The organism is Microbacterium sp. (assembly GCF_029263575.1).
Taxonomy (GTDB): Bacteria; Actinomycetota; Actinomycetes; order Actinomycetales; family Microbacteriaceae; genus Microbacterium.
The window spans coordinates 1-6,678 of record NZ_JAJUFV010000152.1; the positions used below are offsets into that span (position 1 = coordinate 1).

Annotated in this window: 4 protein-coding genes; 3 read left to right on the plus strand and 1 reads right to left on the minus strand. The window is 66.6% G+C overall.

The features are described 5' to 3' along the window. Positions 1-5,250 (plus strand): GH92 family glycosyl hydrolase (locus Q1J95_RS13045; protein ID WP_300268230.1); only part of this gene is annotated, 5,250 nt, incomplete at its 5' end. Positions 5,251-5,322: 72 nt separating this feature from the next. Here Q1J95_RS13045 and Q1J95_RS13050 read toward each other — a convergent pair. Beyond that, a complete protein-coding gene (locus Q1J95_RS13050; protein WP_300268232.1) occupies positions 5,323-5,658 on the minus strand; it encodes an EthD domain-containing protein in 336 nt (111 codons plus the stop codon). 80 nt (positions 5,659-5,738) lie between these two features. Between Q1J95_RS13050 and Q1J95_RS13055 the strand changes: the two genes are divergently transcribed. Both Q1J95_RS13055 and Q1J95_RS13060 read left to right on the plus strand, forming a co-directional pair. Further along, positions 5,739-6,113 carry a MerR family transcriptional regulator gene (locus Q1J95_RS13055; protein WP_300268233.1) on the plus strand — a complete coding sequence of 125 codons (375 nt, stop codon included), beginning with the start codon at positions 5,739-5,741 and terminating at the stop codon, positions 6,111-6,113. Positions 6,114-6,194: 81 nt separating this feature from the next. Continuing rightward, the gene (locus tag Q1J95_RS13060; RefSeq protein ID WP_300268235.1) at positions 6,195-6,620 is read left to right on the plus strand and encodes an NUDIX hydrolase; all 426 of its coding nucleotides are present in this window, start codon (positions 6,195-6,197) and stop codon (positions 6,618-6,620) included. Positions 6,621-6,678 lie beyond the last annotated feature (58 nt).

Genomic DNA, 6,678 nt, shown 5'->3' on the forward strand with positions numbered 1-6,678 from the left:
GCGTCGTCGACCAGCATCCTCTACGACGAGCTCGACATCGCGGTCGCCGATGACACGGCACTGTCGTACCTCGTCTTCCCGCAGCTCGACGGCGAGCAGACCTACGCGTCGACGTTCGTCGCGGTCGACCTGACCTTCGACGACGGTGCGACGCTCTCAGCCAGCGGCGCCGTCGACACCTACGGATACGCCGCGAACGCTCGCGCACAGGGTCAGGCCAACAAGCTGTGGCCAGACCAGTGGAACAAGGTCACAGTCGACCTGGGACAGTTCGCCGGCCGCACGGTCACCGAGATCTCGCTCGCCTACGACCACCCCGGCGACGATGTGCACGCGATCGAGGTTCCCACCGCCGACACGTCACTGACCGGGTGGATCGACGACATCGAGATCGCCCCGCAGCCCGAGCGCGACACCACCGACGGTCTCGTCTCGTACGTCGACACCCGCCGCGGCACGAACTCGACCGGCGGATTCTCGCGCGGCAACAACATCCCCGCCACCGCCTGGCCGAACGGCTTCAACTTCATCGTTCCGATGACCAACGCCGACAACCACGGCACGATCTACCACTACCAGCGCTCCAACAACGCGCAGAACCGTCCGGGCCTCAACGGCATCGGCTTCTCGCACGAGCCGAGCATCTGGATGGGCGATCGCAACCAGCTCGCCGTGATCCCCGCGGCGAACGCCAATCCGACCTCAGACCTCGACGACCGTCGACTGTCGTTCAGCCACGACAACGAAACCGCACGGCCCGACATCTACAGTGTCGCGTTCGACAACGGCATCGAGACCGCGGTGACCGCGACCGATCACGGCGCGATCTACCGCTTCACATTTGCCGGTGACGCCGGCTCGGTCATCGTCGATCAGACCGAAGATGACTCGAAGCTCACGATCGACGGCCAGACCGTCAGCGGATGGGTCGACGGCGGATCCGGATGGCCCGGTCGCTCGCGCATGTTCGTCTACGGCACGTTCGACACCTCGGCCACGGCTGCCGGCCCGACGACGGTCGGCGACCGCAACGAATCTGCGCGCTACGCCGCGTTCGACACCTCGTCCGACAAGACGGTCGAGCTGCGCATCGCGTCGTCGTTCATCTCGCAGGACCAGGCCGAGGCCAACTACGGCTTCGAGCTCGACGGGGTCTCGTTCGACGACGCGCACGCAGCCGTGCGTGACGTCTGGAACGACCGGCTGAGCGCCATCCACGACGTCGAGGGTGCGACCGACCCGCAGCTGGTGAACCTCTACTCGAGCCTGTACCGCCTCAACCTCTACCCGAACTCGCAGTTCGAGAACACCGGCACCGCATCCGTCCCGGTCTACCAGTACGCGAGCCCGGTCTCGCCGAAGTCGGGCTCTGCCACCGACACTGAGACGAATGCTGAGATCGTCGACGGCAAGATCTACGTCAACAACGGCTTCTGGGACACCTACCGCACCGCCTGGCCGCTGTACTCGCTGCTGTACCCCGAGCAGACCGAAGAGCTCGTCGACGGTTTCGTGCAGCAGTATCGTGACGGCGGGTGGATCGCCCGGTGGTCCTCCCCCGGCTATGCCGACCTGATGACGGGAACGAGCTCCGACGTGGCCTTCGCCGAGGCGTACCTGGCCGGCTCGCTCGACATCGACACGGCACTCGACGCGTACGACGCCGCGGTGAAGAACGCGACGGTGCTGCCCGCGTCGAACGCGGTGGGCCGAAAAGGTCTCGCGCAGTCGATCTTCCTCGGGTTCACGCCCGAGAGCACGCACCAGAGCGCATCGTGGGGCCTGGAAGGCTTCATCAACGACTTCGGCATCGCCGAGATGGCGGCCGCGCTCGCCGAAGACCCGGAGACCCCGGCTGAGCGCGTCGACCAGCTGCGTGAGGAGGCGACGTACTTCGAGGCGCGCGCGCAGCACTACGTCGAGATGTTCAACCCCGAGGCCGGAGTCTTCACCGCCCGGCACGCCGACGGCAGCTGGGCTGAGGACGCCGACTTCGACAAGAAGGCCTGGGGTGGCGCGTTCACCGAGGCCAGTGGCTGGACGTTCGCGTTCCACGCCCCGCATGACGTCGACGGGCTTGCCGCTCTGTACGGTGGCCGCGAGGGTCTGCTTGCGGAGCTCGACGAGTTCCTCACGACTCGCGAGATGGCTGACCACTCCGGCATTCACGAGGCCCGCGAAGCGCGGGATGTGCGCCTGGGAATGCTGGGCATGTCGAACCAGATCGCGCACCACATCCCGTACGTGCTCGCCGAGGCGGGCGACCCCACGGGTGCGCAGGAGCTGATCCGCGACATCCAGAACCGGCTGTTCGTCGGCAGTGACATCGGTCAGGGCTATTCGGGAGACGAAGACAACGGCGAATTCTCGGCCTGGTACATCTTCTCGGCATTGGGTTTCTACCCGCTCGAGGTCGGCTCCGGTGACTACACGATCGGCACACCGCTGTTCGACAGCGCGACGCTGTCGATCGACGGCACCGAGATCGTCATCAACGCCCCCGGAGCATCCGACGGCAAGAAGTATGTCGATGGCGTCACGCTCGACGGCGAGGCGATCACCGAGACGACGTTCGACGGCTCACTGCTGCGTGACGGCGGAGAGCTGAACTTCACGATGACCGACACCCCGTCCGACTGGGGCGCGAAGGACCTGGACGAGGACCTCGAGGTTCCCGACGTGCTGGTCGATGCCACGAAGCCCTCGCTGGGAACACTCGCGGCTGCCGACGGCACCGCCGTGGGTGCTCTCGTCGACGACAACATGAACTCATCGACATCTTTCGACGGCGGTGACGCCGACCTGGTGTGGACGTCGAAGTCGGGCCCGGTGTCGGTGTCGCAGTACACGCTCACCAGCACGGCGGTCGAGAGTGCCCCGTCGAGCTGGACCCTGTCGGGCTCGACCGACGGTGAGACCTGGGTCGAGCTTGATGCCCGCGACGGCGAGTCGTATCAGTGGGATACGCAGACCCGCCCGTTCACGGCATCCGAATCGGGTTCGTACACGAGCTTCCGCCTGCAGATCGCGGGGGTCGGCGACGCCCTGTCGCTGGCCGAGATCGAACTGTTCGCCACAGCCGGTGAGGCAGGCGAGCTGTCGGTGACCTCGGCGGGCGAGCAGCAGGTGGCTGTCGATGCCCTCTTCGACCAGCAGATCGCGACGATCGTGGGCACCGAGACGGATGCCGCGGCATACGACGTCTCGGTCGACTACGGCGACGGCACCGAGGTGACCGACGTCACGCTCACGAAGGATGAGCTCGGCGGATGGCGCGTCACCGCGCCGCACACCTTCACCGCCCCCGGCGTCTACACGGCCACGGTCAGCGTGATCGACTCGAGCGGTGCGACCGGCACCGCCACGACGTCGATCAACGTGACGCGCGACGAGACCTTCGTCGGCGCATTCAACAACGTGTGCATCGGCGACCTCGGCGAAACCGCCGCCAACTGCGACTCGCAGGGTCACGGATACTTCCGCGACAAGCTTGCCGCCGACGGATTCGTGCAGGGTGACACGCTGACGGTGCCCGGCACCGAGCTGAGCTACCTGCTGCCCGATGTCGCACCGGGCGAGCCCGACAACATCACGGGCGAGGGCCAGACGGTGCGCATCGACCTCGGTGACGGGGCGACGCAGATCTCGTTCATCGGCACGGCGACCGAGAGCAACCGCGAGGTCGAGGCTGTGCTGCACTTCACAGACGGCAGCGAGCAGACGGTTCCGATCAAGCTCGGTGACTGGGTCGGAGCATCCGGCAACCCGGCATTCGGCAACACGGTGCTGGCCGTTTCCGAGGGTCGCCTCTCGGGCATCGGTGCCGAGTCGACGGTGAAGAACACCGCGATCTACGCCACGGCACCGATCACGATCGATGTCGACGGCGACGGTGCGCCGAAGGTCGTCGAGTCGCTGACGATGCCGACAGAGCCGGGTGGCCTCAACGACGGGCGCGTGCACCTGTTCGCGATCGCATCGGATGCTGACGCCACTGGCGTCTCGACCCTGAGCGTCGAGGCGGCAGACGTCGACGCCCAGGTCGCGGGCGAATCGTTCGAGGCGACTCTCGCCACGGCGACCGGCGGCGCGGGCGACGCCACCGCGGTGATCAACTGGGGCGACGGTTCGCCGGTTTCCTCGGTCGAGGTCGCCGACGGCCAGATCGTCGGCGAGCACACCTACGCTGACGCGGGCACCTACACGGTGTCGGTGACGGCAGACGATGGGGTGCGCTCGGCGACCGCGACGCTGGACATCGTGGTCGACGACGTTGAGTCGCCCTACTCCCCCGAGATCACGCTGGGCGAGACCTCGGCGGCCCCGGGTGACACGGTTGCGGTCAGCGGTACCGGTTTCGCGCCGAACGAGTCGGTCGAGGTGCGCTTCGGCAGCGAAGACGCCGTGACCATCGAGGCGAACGCCGACGGTGAGATCGCAGGTGACGTCACGGTTCCCGAATCCGCCGTGGATGGCGACTACCCCGTCACGGCGCTCGGCGCCGAGTCGAACGTCGAGGCGACGGCGACGCTGCGGGTGACCGCGCAGCAGCCGGGGGCCGAAGCAACGAGCGTGCAGTTGAGCGCCGACGCTGACGACGTGGTGGTCGGTGACCTCGTCGCACTCACCGCGACGGTCGACCCGGCGGATGCTGTCGGATCGGTGGAGTTCGTCGAAGGCGACACCGTCGTCGGCACGGCGAGCGTGTCGGGCGGTGTCGCGACTGCCGACGTCGAACTGTCGACCTCGGGTGAGCACACGTTCTTCGCCCGGTTCGTGCCGGCCGATCCCGAGGCATTCCTCGCCTCCGAGTCGCAGCCGGTGACGTTCGAGGTGCGCAGCGCTCCGGTGCTCGAGGCCGAGATCGAACTGTCGACCGACACGGTGACGCAGGGCGGCTCGTTCGAACTGATCGGGCGCGGGTTCGCGGCCGGCGAGCAGGTCACGATCGAACTGCACTCCGACCCGATCGACCTGGGTACGGCGACGACTGATGGCAATGGAGCGTTCCGCATCCAGGTCACGGTGCCTGCAGACGCCCCGGCCAGCGATCACACGCTCGTGGTGACCGGAGCCGACTCGGGCCTGTCGGCTGAGGCCGCACTCACCGTGACCGCCGCCGCAGCGGGCGGAGACGGCGGGCTCCCCAGCACCGGCGGCTTCGTTCCGGTGGCGCTGATCGGTCTGCTGCTCGGTCTGCTGCTCGCCGGTGGCGTGCTGGTGATGAAGCGGCGGACACAGGTCGGCTGACGAACCTGATCGAGAGGGTGGGCGGGCGAGACCGCGCCCACCCTCTCGGCGTTCGATCAGGGGTTTAGACGGTCATGCCACGATCTTCTCGTCGGTGACCATGCTGCCGACGTTCGAGAAGTCGATGAAGGTCGCTTCGTCCGGGTTGACGAGCACCTTGTAGTTCTCCGACGCGAAGAACGCATCGTGGTCGTCCCACGAATCGAACCAGATCTCCGTCAGCCCATCGTATGTCGGCGCAGGGTAGTTCGGCGCGGCGACCGGATGCGAGACCGCGTATTTGCGCACATACTGAGCGGCCTCGGGGATAGATGTGAAAAGGGGCGCATGGGTGTCTCGGTGATGGCGTCGGAAGTCCTCCACGCTCATTCCGGGCAGGCGGTTGATGAGGAAAACAAGCTTGATCATTCGGGTCCTTTCGTCCGTGTCCGTGCGACACGCCACTACGCTAAACGGTGACATCGATGTGAGGGGCAAGAGGAGATCACGTGCGTATCGGAGAAGTGGCAGCCCGGGCCGGTGTGAGTCGGCGATCACTGCGTTACTACGAAGAGCAGGGCCTATTGGAAGCAACTCGTTCGTCGAGTGGGCAGCGGCACTATGGCGAGGATCACGTGCGACGCGTACGGCTGATCCAGACGTTCTTCGCGGCGGGGTTGAGCAGCTCGACGATCAGAGAGCTCATTCCGTGCATGGCGCTCACGCCGTCAGATGTCGTCGCAGCCGGGGCGCTCGTCGTCATGGAACGGGAGCGAGAAAGACTGCGCGGCGCCGTGGCTGAGATGAACGCAGCGATCGACGCGCTCGACGATCTGATCGCCTCCACAGCGAGCTACTCGGCGGCGATGCATCCGGTGGCGTGAGCGCTGGTGCGGCGGCCCCGATGCGTCTGGCGCAGCGCCGGTGCCGTCTGGCGTGGTGTCGGCAACCACTATGGTTGACCCATGGATCTGCGGGTCGCGGCATACGCGGTCGTCACCGATGACGACGGCAGAGTGCTTCTCGCGCGCTGGACCGAAGGGCGCCGCGTCGCCTGGACGATGCCCGGCGGCGGTATCGAGGCCGGCGAGGACCCTGAGGATGCCGTGCGCCGCGAGGTGCGCGAAGAGACCGGCTTCACGGTGCATGTCGAGGAGTTGCTCGGCATCCACTCGCGTGTGATCCCGGCTGGTCGCCGGGTGAAGAAGGCGGATGCTCCGCTGCACACCCTGCGGATCATCTACCGCGCGAAGATCTCCGGTGGAAAACTTCGTTTCGAACAGAACGGCTCCACAGACATGGCCGGATGGTTCACGCTCACCGAGGTGTCAGAGCTGCAGCGCGTGAAGCTCGTCAACATCGCCCTGCGGATGGCGGGCGTCATCCCCTGAGCTGCGCGATTTCGCTCGCTGACCCAGTTCGAGCGCTCGTGAGAGGGCAGTTCAGCAC